The sequence below is a fragment of the Atopobium sp. oral taxon 199 str. F0494 genome, assembly GCF_000411555.1.
Classification (GTDB): domain Bacteria; phylum Actinomycetota; class Coriobacteriia; order Coriobacteriales; family Atopobiaceae; genus Lancefieldella.
Genome location: NZ_KE150486.1, coordinates 222,366 through 240,480 on the forward strand (window position 1 = coordinate 222,366; position 18,115 = coordinate 240,480).

At 52.6% G+C, this 18,115-nt stretch carries 13 protein-coding genes; 5 read left to right on the forward strand and 8 right to left on the reverse strand.

Annotation, left to right across the window (positions count from 1 at the left end; all coding sequences use genetic code 11):
- The first annotated feature begins 4 nt into the window (after window positions 1-4).
- Window positions 5-403 (forward strand): hypothetical protein, encoded by a 399-nt coding sequence (locus tag HMPREF1527_RS00945; RefSeq protein ID WP_016476826.1) that lies wholly within the window; start codon window positions 5-7, stop codon window positions 401-403.
- A 25-nt stretch (window positions 404-428) separates the two neighbouring features.
- Here HMPREF1527_RS00945 and HMPREF1527_RS00950 read toward each other — a convergent pair whose 3' ends face one another.
- A complete protein-coding gene (locus HMPREF1527_RS00950; RefSeq protein WP_016476827.1) occupies window positions 429-2,546 on the reverse strand; it encodes a L,D-transpeptidase family protein in 2,118 nt (705 codons plus the stop codon).
- A gap of 315 nt (window positions 2,547-2,861) precedes the next feature.
- Between HMPREF1527_RS00950 and HMPREF1527_RS00955 the strand changes: the two genes are divergently transcribed.
- Window positions 2,862-3,065: a cold-shock protein gene (locus HMPREF1527_RS00955; RefSeq protein ID WP_016476828.1), complete on the forward strand. Its 204-nt coding sequence runs from the start codon at window positions 2,862-2,864 to the stop codon at window positions 3,063-3,065.
- A gap of 92 nt (window positions 3,066-3,157) precedes the next feature.
- Here HMPREF1527_RS00955 and HMPREF1527_RS00960 read toward each other — a convergent pair whose 3' ends face one another.
- Window positions 3,158-3,847 carry an HAD family phosphatase gene (locus HMPREF1527_RS00960; RefSeq protein ID WP_016476829.1) on the reverse strand — a complete coding sequence of 230 codons (690 nt, stop codon included), beginning with the start codon at window positions 3,845-3,847 and terminating at the stop codon, window positions 3,158-3,160.
- 117 nt (window positions 3,848-3,964) lie between these two features.
- Between HMPREF1527_RS00960 and HMPREF1527_RS00965 the strand changes: the two genes are divergently transcribed.
- Window positions 3,965-6,223: an N-acetylmuramoyl-L-alanine amidase gene (locus tag HMPREF1527_RS00965; RefSeq protein WP_016476830.1), complete on the forward strand. Its 2,259-nt coding sequence runs from the start codon at window positions 3,965-3,967 to the stop codon at window positions 6,221-6,223.
- A 94-nt stretch (window positions 6,224-6,317) separates the two neighbouring features.
- Here the strand turns inward: HMPREF1527_RS00965 and HMPREF1527_RS00970 are convergent, their stop codons facing one another.
- Window positions 6,318-8,594 carry a tetratricopeptide repeat protein gene (locus tag HMPREF1527_RS00970; protein ID WP_016476831.1) on the reverse strand — a complete coding sequence of 759 codons (2,277 nt, stop codon included), beginning with the start codon at window positions 8,592-8,594 and terminating at the stop codon, window positions 6,318-6,320.
- 241 nt (window positions 8,595-8,835) lie between these two features.
- Here HMPREF1527_RS00970 and HMPREF1527_RS00975 point away from each other — a divergent pair, with 241 nt between their 5' ends.
- Window positions 8,836-9,546 (forward strand): HAD family hydrolase, encoded by a 711-nt coding sequence (locus HMPREF1527_RS00975; RefSeq protein ID WP_016476832.1) that lies wholly within the window; start codon window positions 8,836-8,838, stop codon window positions 9,544-9,546.
- A gap of 74 nt (window positions 9,547-9,620) precedes the next feature.
- Here HMPREF1527_RS00975 and HMPREF1527_RS00980 read toward each other — a convergent pair whose 3' ends face one another.
- The 5 genes from HMPREF1527_RS00980 to HMPREF1527_RS01000 all read right to left on the reverse strand — a co-directional run bounded on the left by HMPREF1527_RS00980 (window position 9,621) and on the right by HMPREF1527_RS01000 (window position 17,049).
- A complete protein-coding gene (locus HMPREF1527_RS00980; protein WP_016476833.1) occupies window positions 9,621-11,573 on the reverse strand; it encodes an ABC transporter ATP-binding protein in 1,953 nt (650 codons plus the stop codon).
- Window positions 11,566-13,473, reverse strand: a complete 1,908-nt coding sequence (locus tag HMPREF1527_RS00985; protein WP_016476834.1) for an ABC transporter ATP-binding protein — start codon at window positions 13,471-13,473, stop codon at window positions 11,566-11,568. Before HMPREF1527_RS00985 ends, HMPREF1527_RS00980 begins: the two co-directional genes overlap by 8 nt.
- A complete protein-coding gene (locus HMPREF1527_RS00990; RefSeq protein ID WP_016476835.1) occupies window positions 13,458-13,922 on the reverse strand; it encodes a MarR family winged helix-turn-helix transcriptional regulator in 465 nt (154 codons plus the stop codon). Before HMPREF1527_RS00990 ends, HMPREF1527_RS00985 begins: the two co-directional genes overlap by 16 nt.
- Window positions 13,923-14,079: 157 nt before the next feature.
- On the reverse strand, window positions 14,080-14,937 hold the full coding sequence (locus HMPREF1527_RS00995) for an alpha/beta fold hydrolase (protein WP_016476836.1): 858 nt from the start codon (window positions 14,935-14,937) through the stop codon (window positions 14,080-14,082).
- Between the two features lie 66 nt (window positions 14,938-15,003).
- A complete protein-coding gene (locus tag HMPREF1527_RS01000; RefSeq protein WP_016476837.1) occupies window positions 15,004-17,049 on the reverse strand; it encodes a class I tRNA ligase family protein in 2,046 nt (681 codons plus the stop codon).
- 181 nt (window positions 17,050-17,230) lie between these two features.
- On the opposite strand from HMPREF1527_RS01000, the gene HMPREF1527_RS01005 reads away from it, so the two are divergent.
- Complete coding sequence (locus HMPREF1527_RS01005) at window positions 17,231-18,103, forward strand: CPBP family intramembrane glutamic endopeptidase (RefSeq protein WP_016476838.1); 873 nt, start codon at window positions 17,231-17,233, stop codon at window positions 18,101-18,103.
- The last annotated feature ends 12 nt before the right edge of the window (window positions 18,104-18,115 follow it).

Genomic DNA, 18,115 nt, shown 5'->3' on the forward strand with positions numbered 1-18,115 from the left:
AAAGATGCTACAGCGCGATTATATCCTTGAGATTATTGCGGATTTCAGCAGAGCGGTCGCACGCGCTCTCAAACAGGCGAAGGAAAACAAAGACACCGAGCCTCTTGAAACGGCCGAGCAGCAGGTGGCTGAACTGATTGACTTAAGCCCCGAGACAGCGTGTTCTCTTGCCCCCGATTCGCTCGTTACCATGATGCTCTTGTCGGGCGTGGCGGAGTCTGTTGCCGAATATGTAAGCTACACGCTTGAGCGTACTTCTCGCATATACGAAGAGCTTGGCGAGAAGGACAAAGCAGGCCTGCGTCATTTGCAGGCCAAAGCTGTTGCGGAATCGTTTAATTGTGACCTTGGTCAGGCTCCGGAAGAATTTGCTGAGCTGGAAGCCGAGTGTTTCGCGCGATAGAAGCGCAAAACACTCGCTTGTTTAGCTACCAGATATAGATTTTTGTGCCGTAGGGGATGTTGTTATAGATCCATTTGGCATTTTCAGTAGCAAGGCGTACGCAGCCATGTGAGCCGTGATATCCTAGGCGGCCATCCCTCACCGTATACCCATCGCTGTTATACAAGATGGAGTGAATAAGGTAATCGCCTGTAATTTGTGTGTAATACCAGCATCGATAGCCACTGCCAAAGTACAAGCCCTTGGATCCGACAGTAAACTGTCCATGAGGGGTCCACATACCCGGCATGCCTGTAGTGCAATACCATTCGTACCATGGAGTCCAGTTACCCCGGTAACCCTTATAGACAGCGAAGCGGTTCTGATGGGTGTCTATTTGAATAAGCCAGTTGGTGGCGCTATAGATGCTCTGCGCATAGTTGAGCATGTCGGGATAGTAGCAGGGTTGCTCTACCATAGCGCCATCGGGGCCGGCCGCATAGAGTTTGCCTCCCCAAGACAGATATCCGGTCTTCATGGCACCCGTATAAGGATCAAGGTAGTAATCCTTGCCGTCATCTTTAATCCAGCCGGTATCCATGGCGCCATTGGCGGCAAGGTGGTACCAATAAGCGCCGCCGGGCTTAATCCATCCCGTTTGCATAAGGCCCTGAGAGTCAAGATAGTACCAGCGTCCGCCTGCCTGCACCCAGCCTGAGACAGGTTGTCCGTCGTCTCCGTACAGGTAATACTGACCATCGATTTTTTGCCAGCCGGTCAGGAGCTTGTGATCGGATGAAACATATATCGTCAAGCCGCCAAGGTCAATTTTTCCTGTTGGCTGAGATCCGTCAGCGGCAAAAAATTCGTTATTGATAATACGGCCGGTAATGGTGCCTTCCTGGGTCGCCCAAACCTTGTCGCCATTAGGCAGTAAAACCCATTGCTTTCTGGCAAGACCGTAGCTTTCATCAAAATAGTAATGACGCCCGCCGTTGAGAACCTGCTCGCCAAGGAGAGCTTCATGAGATGGACTATCAGGATTGAAATACCAGGTACTACCATTAGGGGCAGTGAACCAGCCGCTGATGAACGGACCATCATCGCTCGCCCAGGCCCACCGGCTTTCACCAAGTTTGACCCAGCTATTGCGCTTCATACCGGTATTTCCGTCGATGTAGTACTGTCGACCGTCAACACTGATTTCTCCTGTCATGAGCGGATGGTTTGCTTTGGTTGGATCAAAGTACCACCAGGCGTTTTTGGGACCCCAGACCCAGCCGGACGCAAAAGATCCGTTGTCGGTCGCCCATACCCAGGAACCGTCAGTAAGTTGAATCCACTGGCTGGTTGCAAGGCCAAGCTGCTCATCAATCCAGTAAGGATATCCGTTGACCATAATCATGCCGAGGTCTGCGGGATGCAGAGGATTATGAGGATCAAAGTAGAAGACGCGACCCCATTTTGTTGTCGCCCACCCTGAGGCAAGCGCACCGGAATCAGTTGCCCATGACCAGGTTCCTTCAGAGTTTTGCACCCATTCCTGACAGGCCATGCCGCTGTTCTCGTCAATGAGATAGGTCTTGTCACCGTCAGTAACCTGACCGAACTTAGCAGCGTTATGAGGAAGGGTTGGATCAAGGTAGAACCATCTGTCACTTGGCTTTGCCCAACCTGAAACAGCAATGCCTTCTGAGTTGAAGAGATGCCAGCCGTCAGCGTCTTTTACCCAGGTGTTCTTGAGATAGGAGCCATTCTCATCCTTATAGCGAAATCCCTTTTCGCTTGCTTCCCAAGGAGAGGAAGGCTCTTCAGGCGTAGGCTCAGGAGCGGGCGCAGGCGCGGGATTTTGCGGAGTGTCCTGTTGATTGTCGGTTGCTTCTTCGGTTTCCTGTGAGGCTGGCGCGCCGTCATGTTCCGGAGCTTTGTGAGAGTTTGCAGAAGATTCCTGCGATGAAGGTGTGCCGGCGTTAGTCTCGGGAGGAAGCGCTTCCTCGGATTTTGACGTGTTAGCAGAAGATGAAGGAGCATAGGTGTTTCCCTGCGGCATGTTGTTGTCTGCGAGAATCTGAGAGGGGGTCAAAGCGATTGCAATACTTAACGCGATTGGCACAGCAAGTGCAAGAAGCGATTCTCTTTTTTTCTGGAGATGTGTGATGTTCATAGTGCTCCAATCAACTCTGCGTATTTGCTGCGACCAGGCATGCTCGCATGGAGATAGTACAACATGCATAAAGGCAGTACAGCATGAAAAGTAAGGTTCGAGAAAATACATAAAGACGTCTTTTATTATAGGGTGAATGGCTCTCATTGAGGTTCACGAAGAGAATATGCCGTTCGTCGATGCATTTTGCGCTGTTAGCGGTTTCTCGAGCAAATATGCGTTCGTTAAGGTTATTATATTCCTTGTGGTGTTAGCCACGGGTATCGCGCGTAAGCGCAGCGTTTGTCCCGCGGGACAAAGAAAGAAAGGCACGAAATGGCTCAGGGTACTGTTAAATGGTTCAATCCGGATAAGGGTTACGGATTCATCTCTCGCGAGGACGGCGACGACTTGTTCGTTCACTATTCCGAGATTGAGATGGACGGCTTTAAGACTCTCGATGAGGGTCAGCCGGTTGAGTTTGAGATTACAACCGGTCAGAACGGCAAGCTTCAGGCTTCCAGCGTCCACAAGATTTAAGTATCTCTCGAAACGTTACCGGAAAACAAAGAAGACCGCTACGGCGGTCTTCTTTTTTATGCGCTTTTAGGCAGTTATGCGCCTTCGAACAGTTATGCATCTTTGGGCAGAAGTTCAGGATCTTCCCATGATTCAATGAAGAAATCCGCATAGGCGGTAAGCAGTTTTTTATTTTGCGCGGGGTCATCAGATTGTACGGCGCAGGTTGTAAGCGACAGCGCTTTTGCAGTCTTCAGCGCAACAGGCAAGTCTTCAAAGATAATCGTGCTGCACGCGGTGGCATTGAGACGGATAAGGACATCTTGATAAAGATCGGGCTTATCCTTGCCCTTGCCGACGTCGGAGCCAAAAACCATGACGTCAAAGAGCTCGAAAAAGGGAATGCGCGGCTCCATTGAGGCAAATACATCAGCGTCATTTACCGTTGCGAGCGCTGTTTTGATACCGAGACTGCGCAGCAGCCGGATGTACTTCTCGGCGCCCGGACGAAGCACGACGTCATGTTGATAAGCGGCTTTTCCCTTTGCGGTCCATTCGGCAATGACATGCTCAGGAGATTCGTCTAGATTGTAGGCCTCAACCGCCCAGCGAGCTCCTTCCGCAAAGCCGAGCGGAGAGAGCTTTTTGCTGAGGTTGTGATCGTAGGGAATATTGCGCACTTCAAAAAACTCCCGGTCGATTTTTTGCCAAAGCTGCGTGGTAGCGGCTAGCGTCCCGTCAAAGTCAAAGATGGCTGCCGAGAAGCGCGGGGGAAAGAGCGAGTTTTGACAAGTCGGATACATGCGAGTACAACCTTCCTTCAGAGAGTGCCTTCTTTATATATTTTGAGTTATGAGGTAAAATTAACTACTGCTTGATTTTACAGAAAAACGCTTTACGCATCCCTAAACGGAGGATATATGAAACGAGCGAAGTTCACGGTTGTCACGCGTTTATGCGCGGCAGTCCTGCTGGCTTTAGTCGTAACCTGTCTGTGGGCGCCTCGATTAGCAGCGGCTGAAACCTATACCACGATGGATTCATCGGGTAATCTCGTTACGTCAGATTCACTGCAAAGCGCCATTGCAACAGCTCGGGCAACGGGAAGACCCATTGCGATTGACCCCGGTCACAGCGATGGCACAGCTGGCCGTGATCCGGGTGCTATCGGCCCAAATGGTCTGCGTGAAGGAGATGTGGCATGGAATACTGCCATGCGCGCAAAGTACTATCTCGAAAAATGGGGTATCCAGGTCGTTATTGTTCGCGGAGAGCATGAGGATCCTTCACTGCGGGAGCGCGTCCAGAGGGCGGTTGACGCGAACTGCTGCGCCATTGTTTCGATGCACTATAACTCAGCCGGTCCATATGCTGTCGGATCTATGGTGCTCGTTCCTCGCAGAGCGCAGTATAACAGCGATCTCTATGCCGCCGGACAGGCGCTTGCAAAAGCGATAAACGGCGAACTCAATAAGCGCGCGGGTATTACGACACGCTGGGATTCGGCGCCAACCAAGGGAAACGGCTCGGAAAGTCCCTACGATACCGGCGAAGAGTCCGATTATTTCGGTATTATCCGCTATGCACGCAAGCAAGGTATCTTAGGCGTTATTATCGAGCATGAATTCATTTCCAATCCGGCCATGGAGGCAAAGCTGTCCGATCCGTCGTTTATCGACTACATCGGTTGGGCGGACGCGTGGGGCATCTGGGATCATTTCTATGCATCTGATACATGGTGGAGCATGAGCCGCGTTGACGTCTCAACGGATGCGAGGGGGCAGATTGTCATGAGTCCTCATCTGATAGGTGTCGGCACGGGAATGACCTATTCCTACTATTACAAACCAGCTGGCGGTTCGTGGGTAACCCTTGCTGAGAACACCACAAAAACGTCAAGTACTTTTATGCCTCCTTCAAAAGGTACCTATACGCTCTACATTACTGCGAGGTCATCTGACGGTTCGAGTGTTTCTCGTCAGATTAACTATGACTCATCCTCTATTTCGCCAAGTCCCGGTTGGCATAAGTATGATGCCGGTTGGATGTACTTTGACAGCAATGGAGTAGCCTGCAAGAACACCTGGGTAAAAGACGCTGACGGCTGGCATCTCTTCAACTCAGAAGGCATTGCTGTTTCAGGTTGGGCAAAGCCAAGTGACAGATGGTTCTACCTTGATCCAACCCTTCCTCATAACGCTGCTAAGTTCGGTCAGGTTACTGACGGTGACAAGACCTATCTCATTGACGAGAACAGCGGCATGGCCTGTCAGGAATGGGTGCAAAACTCTGAAGGAACCTGGTCATGGGCAACTGATTCCGGTGCGCTTGCCTCAGGGTGGGCGACAACAAAATGGGGTCGCGTCTTCTACTTTGATCCTCATAATCCTCTGCATCCCGCAGACCTCGGCATGATTATGGTCAACGGATATCCTTACTGGATTGATGAGCAGCTTGGCCTTGCAACCAGCCAGTGGGTAACGCTTCCTTCAGGACGCCGTGTATGGGCTGATGGCAACGGGTACCTGAGGACCTCTTCGGATGCCGGTGCCAAGCTGATAACCGAGGACGACGCTTCGGATCCCAAGCCGGGAGATGATGATGACAATAATCAAGAGGATCCTTCTAACAAGCCGGCGCGGGGCGCCTGGTCTACGAACGTTTCGATCCTTGGGAGCGCGACCCTTACCAAGGCGGACTTGGTAGCGGATTTGAAAGCAGGGCTCGCCGTTCGCGGAATCTCCTATCCGGAAGCGCTTGCTGCGAAGGGCGCAGCAACGCCCGAAGCCTTTATTGATCAGCTATGGGACGCAGCGCTTGCGGAAGGAGTGAGACCTGAGGTTCTTTACGCTCAGGCAATGCTTGAGACGGGATATCTGAAGTTCGGCGGTGACGTCAAGGTAGAGCAGTGCAACTTCGGCGGTCTTGGCGCAACAGGCAACGGTGTTTCGGGCGATACGTACGACAGCGTCTCTGAGGGGCTTCTCGCTCAGTCACAGCATCTTCGCGTCTATACGGGAAACTATCCCTTAACAGCCATTGTTGACAAGCGTTTTGGTAACTGGCTGCTCAACAGGCAGAAGGCAAATCCTGCAACAACTATCGGAAAACTTGCTGGTACGTGGGCTATGGATTCAAGCTACGGAGACCGATTGGTTTCCATTCTCAACCGTCTGTAGTGCAACAGCATACTCTGTATACGCGCATGTAAACGGGGCGAGAAGATTTTCTCGCCCCGTGTTTTATAGGGACAGAAATTCTCGTCAGCTCTCGTCAGCGATCGGGCTCGCTTTCAATAGAACGAAGCATGTCGTAGTAGATATCATCTTTTGTCATGATACCGAGGTTAGTCATAAAACTTTTTGCAACGCTAAAAAGCTCGGCGTCAAGGGACGCGCGGGTGCCTTCCATAAAGACTTCGGATACTTCCGGAGTCGGCGCTATGGGTATCTGCGTGCCTGCCAGTGTTCTGCGAATTTGCTCGTCTGTCAGCTCTTCAATTGAAAAGTGCGGCTCCCGTATTGCCAGGATACGCATTTCTGTACTGATAAGAAACATCGCGCCCGGCAGAAAACGAAGGGCGTATTGGTAGCAGGCCGATGCGGTGGCATAGTTATGAACGCGCCATTGAAAAAACGCCATCCGGTAGTATCCAAAGCCGATGCCTTCAGGATCGTGGGCGTACGTAAGAAGCGTTTTGAGCACTTCAATGGCTTCTTCAAGCTGCCCGGTTGCCTCGAGGCAGTGCGCAAGGTGCAAGCGTGCGCTGGTGCTGAGAGGAGCTACCTCTGCCGCTCGGCGAGCGTGCGCGATGGCGGAACTTGTTTTTGCTTGCAGCAGCTCAGCGATGGAGGTCAGAAGGTGGGCATCAAAGTAGGCCGTAGGAGCTAGTTTTGTCGTGCGTGCCCGCGTATCGAGAAGACGGTTGTAGAGCACGCGGTCGACATAACTAGTAAAGACTCGCCAGCAGGTCGTTTCATTGTCGGCGTAGGTTAGTGTGGCGTCGATGTCATTGAGCGCCAAGAGGAGGCACTTCTCGGCATCAGCGAAATCCTTTTGGGCGATAAGGGCGCGAGCCTGTGTGACGGCTGCCTGAAGCGTGCCTCCGTTAACGAATTCTGCGCCGACAGCTTCCATATCGCTTTCCGAGAGCGTGCCATCGATGAGACGGGCGACGATGCGCTCGCCGGCGGTACGGACGGTAGAGTCTTTGTCTTGCGCGGTGAGGGACAAAATCATGCGTACGTTTTCTTCAGTGGAGGAAGAAAGATTGCGCAGAATTTCGGTGGCTATAACCTCTCGATGTTCCCCCTCGTCGATAGAAAGCCCCGAGACCTGAGTGGTTCCGAGGGCGCGCGCCGCCTCGCTTGCAAGTGACTTGGTGGAATCCTCGATGGTGTCGTATCGGCTGGGAGGGCAAAAACGTTCGTCCTCGAGGCTGAAGCTGGGTTTGACAGGGGACAAAATGTTTTCCTGGCTGTTGATTGACGCGCCCCACGACAAAAGAAGCTCAACCGGATTCGAGATATCGGTAAGCCGGACGTCTTCAAACTGATTTCTTGTGATATGCGCCGTGTACAAACAACAGTGTTTAACGGGATCTTCTGTGATGCCTTCTATCCAGACGTCACGAATAGTCTGTGAGCTGTTAAACGCGGATGCTGTCACAAGGATGCCGAGACGCGTGTTGTAGTCGGTGGCGGCGCGTTTGAGAACATCTTCGGTCGAAGCCATCTCACCGGTCTTGGGCTGGTAGTGTGTTTTTGGAAACACTTCTGGCGGTATCAGCTTAATGCGAAACGCTGCTCTTCCAGCATGGACATTGGTGCGGAAGTCCAGCTCCAAGCGGTAGGGCAGGCGCAGATTCTCGATGGCAAGAGAGATTGCCTTTCTGACAATCCACTCGCCGTCACGAGTTCCGTCCTGCGAACGAGCTGCACTGGCGGGAGCCTGCGAGGTGATTGAGCGCAGCACGTTGCGCTCAAACAGAAGCAGGTCATCCTTACTCACCATATTCGCATCCAAGAAATAATGATTGGCGAGAAGAGCGATGTTCAGAGCGCTTTCTATCTCAAGGAGACGCAAGCGAGTGAGATATGGGTAGGATGAGGCTGTCGTTCTGATGTAGAAGAGCCCGCTGGTGCGCAAGCGGATGATGCGTATCTTCGCAAGATGCGCGTCGGCGACGTTAATCCCGGCCTCTTGCAGCCGCTTGGTCAGATGCAGCTTGTAGTCGCTGGGTTTCAGCGCGTCGGCGGCATCGGCGCTTGTCGGAGTGGTTTCGTCTGAGGCATGCGTCAACGCGTCTCTGACAAATGTCTGCAATACCTCAAGGGGATGTTGGGCAAGGGCGAGTTTTTTCGACAGGTCCTCTATATCAAGTTTTGAACGTTTTTGATTAAAGAGAAGACGAGAAGCGCTTTCGTTTTTTTCAGCATACAAAGACACCACATCGGGGAGCGTATCTCCGTCGACGAGTGAAGAGAACAGCTTTCCTAAGCGGTTACGACCGGGCTGCTTGGCTTCCGGGTCGTTTTCAAGGTGAGCCACGATACACCTCCAACCGGTGGCATAATGATTCACCTTTTGGTAACTATATACCCCGTACGGTCAAAAGGCTTGTTTTTGTCGGTAACCGGTCAGCGCGCTCAGCGAAAATTCGCGGAAGCTCAGCGAAAAATGCTTTGCGTAACAAGGCATCGCGTCTATTATGTTGAATGTTATAGATAGACGAGGGGAATATGTGGTACTGCAATGTTGTACTGCATTCGTTTGGCGTAAGGATATCTTTATGGCAATCACTGTTCCACGTATCGCTGCAAAAGGCGCGCAATATCGGCAGGTTCTTGATGATCTTGCCAATCGAGACCTCGTTATTTTTGATTTTGACGGCACGCTTGCCGATACCATGCCTGGCATTACGCAGACCGCTCGGAAAGTATTTACGGAAATTGGCATGACTGAAGAGGAAATGGGCGATATTCGTCGTATTGTAGGACCGCCGTTTCCTTACGCGTTTGAAATGGTTTACGGCATGAATCGCGCACAGGCAGAGGCGGTCACCAAACGCTATCGTGAAATTTATGCCGTTGAGGGAACGTGGCCTTTGTTTGAAGGTATTTATCCTCTTTTGGATGACCTCAAGCGTGCGGGGAAGCTTGTGGCCATCGCAAGTTCTAAGAAGCAGGACCTGGTGCTGCGCGGTGTCAAAGACAACCGTCTTGAAGGCGTTTTGGACGCCTGCGTGGGTCGGCGTGACGAAGCGGAATCCACAAAGGTTCAGGCGATTGCTGACGTCATGAATAAACTGCAGGTGGATACTGAACATGCGGTTATGGTGGGTGATCGCATGTATGACATCGACGCGGCTCGTCCGAATGACGTGCCCTGTGTGGGAGTTCTCTATGGGAATACCACGGTTAAGCAGGAGCTTATTGATCATGGAGCGGCTGCAATCGTTGACAACGTTCCCGAGCTGCACCACGTGCTTCTCGGTGCCTGAGCGCAAAGTACGCCACGGCCTGTAGTACAAGCCGTGGCGTGTTTATCGTCGCGTAAGACAAGGACAAAGACGTCCTACTCAAGCTCAAAGGCGCCAGTATAGAGCTGGTAGTAGGTTCCTCGCTTGGCGAGAAGTTCCTCGTGGGTTCCGCGCTCAATGATACGGCCGTGGTCAAGAACGACGATAACGTTTGAGTTACGAACCGTGGACAGGCGGTGTGCGATAACAAAGGTGGTGCGGTCGTACATGAGCGCGTCCATACCTCGCTGGACGATGGCTTCGGTGCGCGTGTCGATACTGGAAGTAGCTTCATCCAAAATCATGACGGGAGGATCAGCGACGGCTGCGCGGGCGATGGAGATAAGCTGGCGCTGACCCTGCGAAAGCGCCGAGCCGTTGTCTTTGAGCATCGTATGATAGCCGTCGGGCAGGCGCCTGATAAAGTCATCGGCGCCGGCGAGTTTGGCGGCGCGAACGCAATCCTCGTCAGTAGCGTTCAGACGGCCATAACGGATATTGTCCATAACCGTGCCGGTAAAGAGATTCACGTCCTGCAGCACCACGCCGAGCGCACGTCTCAACGAGCTCTTCTTGATCTTATTGATGTTGATGCCATCGTAGCGGATCTTACCGTCTTCAATATCGTAGAAGCGGTTCAGCAGGTTGGTGATGGTAGTCTTTCCCGCGCCGGTTGCGCCAACGAAGGCGACCTTCTGGCCCGGTTTCGCATAGAGTGAAATGTCGTGAAGGACTGTATTTCCAGGTACGTAGGCGAAGTCGACGTCAAAGAGGCGCACATCGCCTTTGAGCGGCGTATAGGTAACGGTGCCGTCTTTGTGAGGATGCTTCCAGGCCCAATAGCCGGTACGGTACTCGGCTTCTTGAATCTCGCCGTCAACCATCTCGGAGTTCACCAACGTGACATAGCCTTCGTCCTTCTCGACAGGCTCGTCCAGAAGCTCGAAAATGCGGCCGGCGCCGGCTACGCCCATGACAACGGAGTTAATCTGTCCGGAAATCTGACCGATCTGCGCGGAAAACTGTCGCGTCATGTTGAGGAAGGGGACAGCTACTGCGATGTTGAGCGCCATTCCGGAAAAAGAAACGTTCTGGAAGTTTGTCGAAATCATAATGCCCGCGGCGATAGCAACGATGACATACAGCAGGTTTCCGATGTTGTTCAGCACAGGCATCAGCGTGTTGGAATAGGCGTTCGCGTCACGGGAGCGGGCCATGAGCTCATCATTGATGGCGTCGAAGGAGGCTTCCGTTTCCTTTTCATGGCTGAAGACCTTGACGACTTTTTCGCCATTCATAATCTCCTGGATATGGCCTTCAACGTCGGCGGTAGTCTTTTGCTGCATCATAAAGTTGCGTGCGGAGCGGCCGCCCAGAAAGCGAGTGAGTCCTACCATCACAGCAGAGCCAAGGATGATGATGAGCGCCATGGGGATGCTGTAGTAGAACATGATAATCATAACGGCAAGCAGCATAATGAAGGTAAAGAGCAGCTGCGGCAGGCTGATACCAATCATCTGGCGCATAGCGTCGATGTCGTTGGTGTAGTAGCTCATGATATCGCCGTTGAGATGGGAATCAAAATAGCTGATGGGCAAGTCCTGCATGTGGTCGAACATTCTGTAGCGGAATTTCTGGAGCGCGCCCTGCGTGACGATGGCCATGCCCTGCGTGGAGATGACGTTGCATATGAGGCTGATGACGTACATAGAGGCGAGAAGCGCGACGTTGGAAAAAATAACCGGCTGAGCGCCGCTCCAGTCCGCCGCACCGATATACTGCTCAATGATGGTGAGGATGCGCTCAAGGAAGATATTGGGCACCGACTGCATGATCGCCTGGACAACGGCCGTGCCAAGAGCAACGGGAAGAAGGATGGGGTAGAACTGCCACAGCATCTTCATGGTGCGGCCGATAATCTTGCCCATAGAACCTTTTTTTCGAGGCTGTGGAGCGGCGTCGCTTTTCTGTTCTGTCTGCGCCTCCTGCGCTTGAGTCTGCTTACTCATGCAAGCTCGCCTCCTGTTCCGTTTCATGCGCTTCATCCGTTTGTTGCCTATTTTGCGAGAAGTACACCTCGCGGTAAATCTTGTTTTCTTTAAGAAGCTCCTCGTGCGTGCCTATAGCATTGACGCGGCCGTTATCGATAACGAGTATGCGGTCGGCGTCTTCAACGCTTGAAGTGCGCTGAGCGATAATAATCTTGGTCGTTTCAGGCAAAAACGTGCGGAGGCCCTCTCGAATGAGCGAATCGGTTTTGGTGTCAACGGCGCTGGTAGAGTCATCGAGGATGAGTACCTTAGGCTTTTTCAAAAGCGCGCGGGCGATGCAGAGGCGCTGTTTTTGTCCACCAGAAACATTGGTGCCGCCCTGCTCGATATGCGTTTCGTACGCATCAGGGAAGGTCTGCACAAAGCTATCGGCCTGAGCAAGCTTCGCCGCCTCAACAAGCTCCGCGTCGGTAGCCTGTGTATTGCCCCAGCGGAGGTTTTCGGCGATTGTTCCGGAAAACAGGACGTTTTTCTGCAAAACCATACCGACTGCGCCGCGAAGCGTATCCAAATCATATTCCCGGACGTCATGGCCGCCTACAGAGACGCTTCCGGATGTAACGTCGTAAAGGCGCGGAATCAGCTGTACAAGCGTTGACTTCGCGGATCCCGTTCCGCCGATAATGCCAATGACCTCTCCAGATTTGATATGAAGGTCAACGCCGGAAAGCGCTTCGCGTCCCTTCGGTCCGGCATATGAAAAGCCGACGCCATTGAAGTCGATGCTTCCGTCAGAAACTTCTGTCCGTGCGATTTCAGGATTTGTAATGGTCGGGCGGGCGAGAAGTACCTCGCAAATGCGGCGCGCTCCTTCTTCGGCAATGATAATCATGGCGAGTACGAATGAAAGCATCATGAGACTCATGAGCATCATGAAGCCGTAGGTTATGAGCGAGGAAAGCTGTCCCACGCCAAGCGCGCTCCCTTGTGTGGAGATGATGAGGTAGGAGCCAGCGTAGAGGATGGCGACAAAGACCACATAGACCGCAAAGTTCATAAAAGGCGAGTTCAAAGCGATGATGCGCTCAGCTTTGGTAAATCCCGCCTGCAAATCCTTTGAGGCCCGGTCAAATTTCTGTCGCTCGAAATTTTCGTTTACAAAAGACTTCACTACGCGAATGCCAGCGAGGTTTTCCTCCGCGGATTCGTTGAGGGCGTCGTATTGCTTAAAGACGCGTTTGAAAATAGGAATGACGCGCGTGATGAGCGCGTAGAGTGCCACACCTAAAAGAGGCATCATAGCGGCAAAGATAAGCGCCATCCAGCCGCCCATAACAAGCGCGGCGATAAACGAGAAGATGAGCATAAAAGGAGCGCGTATGGCCATACGGATAATCATCATATAGGCCAGCTGAACGTTGGTAATATCGGTGGTCAGCCGCGTTACCAAAGACGATGACGAGAATGAATCAATCGTAGCGAACGAGAAGGTCTGAATGTTATAGAACATATCGCGACGGAGATTGCGGGCAAAGCCGGTGGAGGCGTGCGCGCAGGTGAGGCCTGCGGCTGCACCTGCGGCAAGCGAGCAAAGCGCCATGAGAGCAAGTACGGCGCCTGAGTTCATGATGGCTGCCACGTCCGCTCCCGAGCGGAGGGTATCTACCAAATCCGCCGTTCTGAAAGGAATCAAGACCTCAAAGGTGGTTTCGATAAATACAAGCACAGGCGTCCAAATGCTCGCTTTCTTGAATTCGCCGATGCTGCGGGCAAGTACCGCAATGATTTCTCTAATACTAAAGTTGCCGGTATCTGTGATACCCGTACGTTCTTGTTTGGCTTTGGCGAGAGCGGCAGTTTCTTCGGCGGACAGCGCTTCTTGTTCAAACTGTTCATGCGTTGTTACTTCTGTTGGCATAAAGCCTCTCCCTTCTTGGATTTCTCGAGTGTCTTCCAATGTGCGACAAGCGTATCAAGCGTTGCAAGAAGCGCGGTCTGCTCGGCCTCATTTACACAGGCGAGCGCCTTGTCCAAAAACGCCTGGCGCTTTACTTCTTCCTCAAGCGCGCGTTTTGTGCCAAGCTCCGTGAGAGATACGATAAACTGCCTGCGGTCTTCTTCTGACCTCGTACGCGTGACAAGTCCTTCGGATTCCAGCTTACTGATAACCTCCGAAAGAGATGCCGATGCGTTTAAGGTGCGGCTGAGAAGCTCCTTTTGAGTCATCGCGCCGTAGGCATACAGCGTGGTGAGAACAAATTGCTGACCGCCTCGACCGCCTCTGTTGACATAGAGGTAGTGGCCAAGAAAGCTGAGATCATGCAGGATGCGCATCTCATGAGCGGAGGAGGCAGAGGGTGTGTGCATAGCTGCTCCGTTCGCATGTGGTGTTAATAACGGTTTCGTATTGTAGCGAAGAACAATCATATTAGCAAGGTACCTATAGAAAATTTTTAGGTACCTATCAATTTCTCAGATTGCCTTGGATATGCTGGAGTCCTAAGGGAGAAAATCTCGCTGGCTCTTATCGGTTGCACCGGTGTATTGTGGCGAGAAGGGCGCGTACTACCGAGTTGGGGTTGACTTTCGGCAGATTATGCGGCGCTCCCGGCACAAAGAGAAGGTGGGCGTTTGGAATGGCCTGTGCGATGCGCAGCGTTTCTGAGGCGAGAATATCATCGTATTCGCCGGCCATGATAGTGGTAGGACAGGTGATGGTACGCAGCGACTCGGCCGGTATATGGGGCTCCCTATACATAAGCTCAATGTGTTCGGCTATCTTGGCGGCCTCGTTTGGGCTTGGTACGGGGTAGCCGTCTTCAAGAACGGCTCCCTCATACCCCTTTTCAGCCCAGAGCCGTTGAGCTGCAACGTATTCAGGAATCCAGGAGATATCTCCCGCTCCTTCAGGAATAAGGTTGGCGCCGACGGCGGTAAGACTGGCCACGCTGTGAGCGTAGTCACGGGCAAGTAGCAGTCCCTCAATGCCCCCATCGGAAAAGCCGAGGACATGGGCGGAGGTTACACCAAGCTCACAAAGGACTGCCGCCGCGTCCTCAGTCATCGTTTCATAGGTAAACGCTTTTGTTCCACGAGTGCTGTTGCCTTGGTCACGAGAGTCCGGCGCGATGACGGTATAGCCGAGCGTAACTACGGCGTCAATGATTGCGCCAAAGATGCCATGTTCTTCTCCGTTGCCATGGAGCATAAGGATAGGAGTAGAGGCATCGGCTGCGTGGCTCTTCTCGCACGATGGCGCATAGACATAGGTTTCGATAGCCGCCCCATCGGGCGTGGCAACAGCGCGCCTCTGGGCAAGCTGCGCCGTAGGACGCACATAGGGACGCGGACGGTACACGGGCGGGAAGGGCACGGCTTCCATAACACTCCTAGAGGTATGTGTGGCAGGTGCACCTAGCGTGACGCCGGGATACTGCCATGTGAGCTCTTATTTCTTTTTCTGCTGGCTCGGGTGCGCTTTGAAAAAGTCAAAACGGGGAGGTAGCGCCTCAACGGCATGCGTTGTGGCGTCCTCGCCGAGCGTCTCGGCAAGCTGCTTTGGCCCCTCAAAGGCGTGCTCCCACGAGAAGAACGTTTCAGGAGCAAAGTTCATTGCTTGAGCGATGCGCTCGCATCCGTCAGGTACCGCGGGATGCATGAGCAGCGTAACGGTGCGCAAAGCGCAGAAGGCATCGGCAAGAGCCTGCTCATATGCGGCGTCATTGCCCTTTGCGGCCTTTGACGCTTCGTCCCAGCGCTTATTCTCCGCACGAGCAAACTCCTCCACAGACGCCAGGGCGCCGTGGGCATCGAAATCATGCGCAAGCTGTTCAAACGCAAGTGTCGCGCAGGTACAGGCATCAATGACGCCTTGGTGAGGGTCAACTGCAGGAAGGTGCCCGTCGCATACGTTTGCGGCGCCGTACAGGCAGCTGCGAGCAAGGCGATTGAAGATGTTCGTCAAAAAGGCCGACTCTTTGAGGGCGGGATCGACAACGCGCGGATCATCTTTGGTAAGCAGGTCGGGCTCGCCGTCTTTGCCCTTTCGTGAAACAGACGTATCAAAGGCTTTTGGCGAGAAGGACACGGCTCGCTGGTCAAGACCGAGCGAGAGCCAGTGCGCGCGTAACTGTTCGGGAGTGTAGAAGTCCAGAAGCTCTTCGGCCATGGGAGGCTTAATAGCACCTGAGCTTGAGGCCTTTTTATTCATAAAGAGGATGTGATAGTTGGCGACAGGAATATCGGTAGTCAAACCCCAGTCTAGTGCGTCCCAGAGGGGGTTTTGGACAATGCAGTAGAAAAAGATGTTGTCCTGTCCTATGAACTGATAGACGGCGGCATCTTCACTGCACCACCAGTCGCGCCAATCGTCAGTTGCGTATCGGGAGACCCCGTTGGCGGCGTCCGCTTCAAGACGAGCACGCGTAAAGGTAATAGGAGCCCAAAGACTTTCCGTCCAAACCCAAATGGTGAGATCTTTCAGATCTTCAAGGTCGGGAGACTTGAGACCCCATGGTATGTTGCCCGTCATGCGATAAGGCAACAATGTTTTACCGGTGCGAAAACGGATGCCCGCAGCGTCAAGAAGGTCGCGCGCGGTGTCGCGATCTTTCCAGTCATTGAAGACAAGCGTAAAGGACTGATGAGCCTTTTCCGCCTCGATGCGCTTATGAGCGGGAAGCGTATCTTCAACGGCGTCGAAAGCTTCGCGGAACTTGTCCTGTATATATATCATGGGGTCAACGAGCGTCTCGCGGACCGTGGAAGTCACCACGCTTCGAATCTGTGGGTCATGTTCCCAGCGATCGTCCAGCTCGGTCAAAAAATCCCGGTATTCTGAAAGGTCAAAGTACCAGCTTGGCGCGGGGCGAAGTTCAGGTCTGGTGCCGGTGAGCTGCGAAACGGGCGAGATGAGCTCTTCTGGATCAAACTGATGTCCAAGTTCACATTCTTCAGCGTAGGCCTTATCAGATTTGCATCCTTTGATAGGACAGCGGCCAATGACCTGGCGTCCGTTCAAAAACGTATGAGCTTCAGTATCGTAGAACTGTTTGGTAGAGCGCTTAATCAGCATGCCTTTATCGTAGAGGCGCCGCATAATCTTGTCGGCCATCTCTTCATGAATGTCTGCCGCAGGTTTCAGAGCTGACCCTCCGTAAAAATCAAGGGAGATGCCATAGGCGTCGAGCGCCTGTTTTTGAAGCTCGTGATTGGCCGTCACATATTCAAGAATCGTGCCGGTATATCCTTCATTTTCGACTTTTTTGCGATATCCTTCCGCAATGGGGGAGCCATAGCAGTCCGTACCCGAGACAAACAGTACATTTTTCGCGCCAAGTCTGTCGCGCAGAAAACGTGCGAAAAAGTCGGCAGGCACAAAGACGCCGGCAATATGGCCGAAATGGAGGTTTTTGTTGCCGTACGGCATGCCTCCGGTCACGATGGCACGCTTGGGAAAATGCGGCCGTTCAGAAAAATCAACGCGTTTCGCCATAGAAACCTCACAGCTATCGATTCAGCTCATATATTGAGACATAACGGCAAAATTATTTCACAACTTACGCATTTTTGCGTCGTTTGTCTTCAGGTATTTGAGAAAATGTCCAAAGTACTCGTCTGAAGCGGCTACTATAGTGAAGAAGAAAAAAGATGGCTCGGCGCAAAAAGGGAGCGGCATGGCAAAAAAATCACTGGTCAATAGCTTTGACTTTACGGAAGCAAAGCCTCCAAAACATGCGCTTTCACCGGTAGTTGTGGCGCTTAGTATCCTGATTGTTCCGGTTGCCGTAAGTCTTTTTGGCTCGTATGTCATTCCTTCGGAATATGGCATCTGTGCGCAATTTGTCGCCTTCGCACTCGTTCTTGCCATGGTGCTGTTTTGGAACGCTCGCGTCAACGGGCGGACAAAAGAAGCGCTTGGCTTTCATGTGGGTGGCTGGCATTCGTTTTTTCCGGGAATTTCTTTGGGCGTGGTGTTGACGCTCCTTGCGATGGGGCTCATTCTTTTGTGCAACGGTTTCGGCTTTGAAATCAGCGGTACCTATCGCGTGTGGTTTGTCCTCCTTTTGGTGGGCGGCTTCTTGGTGCAAAGTCTTGCCGAGGAACTTCTTTTTAGGGGATATGTGCAAAACGGCGTCCTGGCAGCTACAAAAAAACCATGGACCGCTATTGTGGTGCAGGCGCTCCTGTTTACGCTGCTGCACAGTTTGCGGCCGCAGATAGATCCTCTGGCCATTCTTTCATTTTTTGCCTTCGGCGTGCTTTTTGGCCTTCTGTTTGAGTATTCCGATAGCGTGTGGTTTGGAACGGGCGCGCACTTTATCTGGTATGTGGTGCCGACGATACTCTTTGGAATGCATGTTTCGGGATATGACGCGCCTTCTTCCATCCTGATATCCTTGCCGCAGGGACCAGACCTTCTTTCCGGCGGTTCTTTTGGACTTGAGGGGAGCATGCTGACTCTTCTCATTGTCGTTTCATTGTGCGCCATATACGTGCTCTTCATCCAACGTATTGAGAAGAGCGCTGCCAAGAAAAAGAGAGCCTGATATCGTGCCGGA

Coding starts and splice junctions, on each gene's coding strand:
- HMPREF1527_RS00995 (WP_016476836.1), bottom strand. CDS start 14,937: ATGGAAGCCGTGCCCTTCCCGCCCGTGTACCGTCCGCGTCCCTATGTG.
- HMPREF1527_RS00990 (WP_016476835.1), bottom strand. CDS start 13,922: ATGCACACACCCTCTGCCTCCTCCGCTCATGAGATGCGCATCCTGCAT.
- HMPREF1527_RS00985 (WP_016476834.1), bottom strand. CDS start 13,473: ATGCCAACAGAAGTAACAACGCATGAACAGTTTGAACAAGAAGCGCTG.
- HMPREF1527_RS00955 (WP_016476828.1), top strand. CDS start 2,862: ATGGCTCAGGGTACTGTTAAATGGTTCAATCCGGATAAGGGTTACGGA.
- HMPREF1527_RS00960 (WP_016476829.1), bottom strand. CDS start 3,847: ATGTATCCGACTTGTCAAAACTCGCTCTTTCCCCCGCGCTTCTCGGCA.
- HMPREF1527_RS00945 (WP_016476826.1), top strand. CDS start 5: ATGCTACAGCGCGATTATATCCTTGAGATTATTGCGGATTTCAGCAGA.
- HMPREF1527_RS01000 (WP_016476837.1), bottom strand. CDS start 17,049: ATGGCGAAACGCGTTGATTTTTCTGAACGGCCGCATTTTCCCAAGCGT.
- HMPREF1527_RS01005 (WP_016476838.1), top strand. CDS start 17,231: ATGGCAAAAAAATCACTGGTCAATAGCTTTGACTTTACGGAAGCAAAG.
- HMPREF1527_RS00950 (WP_016476827.1), bottom strand. CDS start 2,546: ATGAACATCACACATCTCCAGAAAAAAAGAGAATCGCTTCTTGCACTT.
- HMPREF1527_RS00975 (WP_016476832.1), top strand. CDS start 8,836: ATGGCAATCACTGTTCCACGTATCGCTGCAAAAGGCGCGCAATATCGG.
- HMPREF1527_RS00965 (WP_016476830.1), top strand. CDS start 3,965: ATGAAACGAGCGAAGTTCACGGTTGTCACGCGTTTATGCGCGGCAGTC.
- HMPREF1527_RS00980 (WP_016476833.1), bottom strand. CDS start 11,573: ATGAGTAAGCAGACTCAAGCGCAGGAGGCGCAGACAGAACAGAAAAGC.